1 protein-coding gene and 1 pseudogene are annotated in these 1,010 nt (G+C 71.5%); both read left to right on the forward strand.

From position 1 onward, the window contains the following. A pseudogene (locus AC1D15_RS34200) lies at positions 1-603 on the forward strand (FHA domain-containing protein); the annotation flags it as partial. Between the two features lie 162 nt (positions 604-765). Then, positions 766-978, forward strand: coding sequence for a hypothetical protein (locus AC1D15_RS34205; protein WP_156151732.1), 213 nt, complete (start codon positions 766-768; stop codon positions 976-978). Positions 979-1,010: the final 32 nt, after the last annotated feature.

A 1,010-nucleotide genomic window follows, 5' to 3' on the forward strand; every position in this document is an offset into this window, starting at 1 on the left:
GCGCTGAACCGGCTGCTCGCGGGCTACCCCGAGGTGGAGACGGTGGCTGCGCCGAGTGGCGGCGGCAACGTGGTCGTGCGCGGCTTCGTCGAGACGCGGGCGCGCCGCAAGGCCCTGCAGGCGGCGCTCGAGGCGCTCGGCCCGCGCGTGTCGGTGACGGTCGTCAGCGCCGAGGAGATGGTCGAGCAGGCGCGGCGCTTCGTCAGCGACCCCGGCGTCACGGTGGCGTACGCCGGGCAGGGCCGGCTGGTGGTCTCCGGCACGGTCGAGGACGAGGCGGTGCGCCTGCAGATCCGCCGCCTGGCCGAGGACCTGCACCCGACGGTGCTGGTCTCGGACAAGGTCAGCTACCGGGCCAGGCCGCTGCGCGACGACGGCGCGGCGTCGCGCGAGCAGTGGGCCTCGTGGCAGAGCGTGCTGCCGTCGCGCATGGTCGGCATCACCGAGGACGCGAACGGCCTGAAGCACATCCAGCTGGCCAACGGCAGCCGCTACTACGAAGGCGCGGTGCTGAAGAGCGGCGGCGAGCTGCAGCACATCGACACCGACGGGTTGGTGATCAGCGGCGGCACCACCGCGAAGCCGCCGGGAGCCGCCCGATGAACCCGATCCCGCATGACGCACCCGCGTCAGCGCCCCGATTTCACGCGCCGGAGCGATCCGGCGCGTGGAATGCCGCCGCCCGCCAGGGCGGCACCTGAGTCGTGCGCGTCAGCGCACAAAAGCAAGTCCATCCCTTTCACTCAACACCCAGGAGAGAACACCATGGCAGACGGACCCAGCGCAGACCAGAGCGTCGCGACGATGCGCCAACTCGCAGCCGACCAGATGAAGGTCCAGCTGGCGGCGCAGACGCTGTCGACCCAGAGCTCCAACATCACGACCACCACGCAGTCGATCCTGGCGGGCAACGCCATGGCCAGCGAGTCGGTCAAGCAAGGGGCCCAGGACGTGCGTCAATCCTCGCGAGCGAGTTGACGACCGCTGCCGCGCGCCGCGACCGCAGGGCC

The sequence above is a fragment of the Rhizobacter sp. P2_H2 genome, from assembly GCF_056403375.1.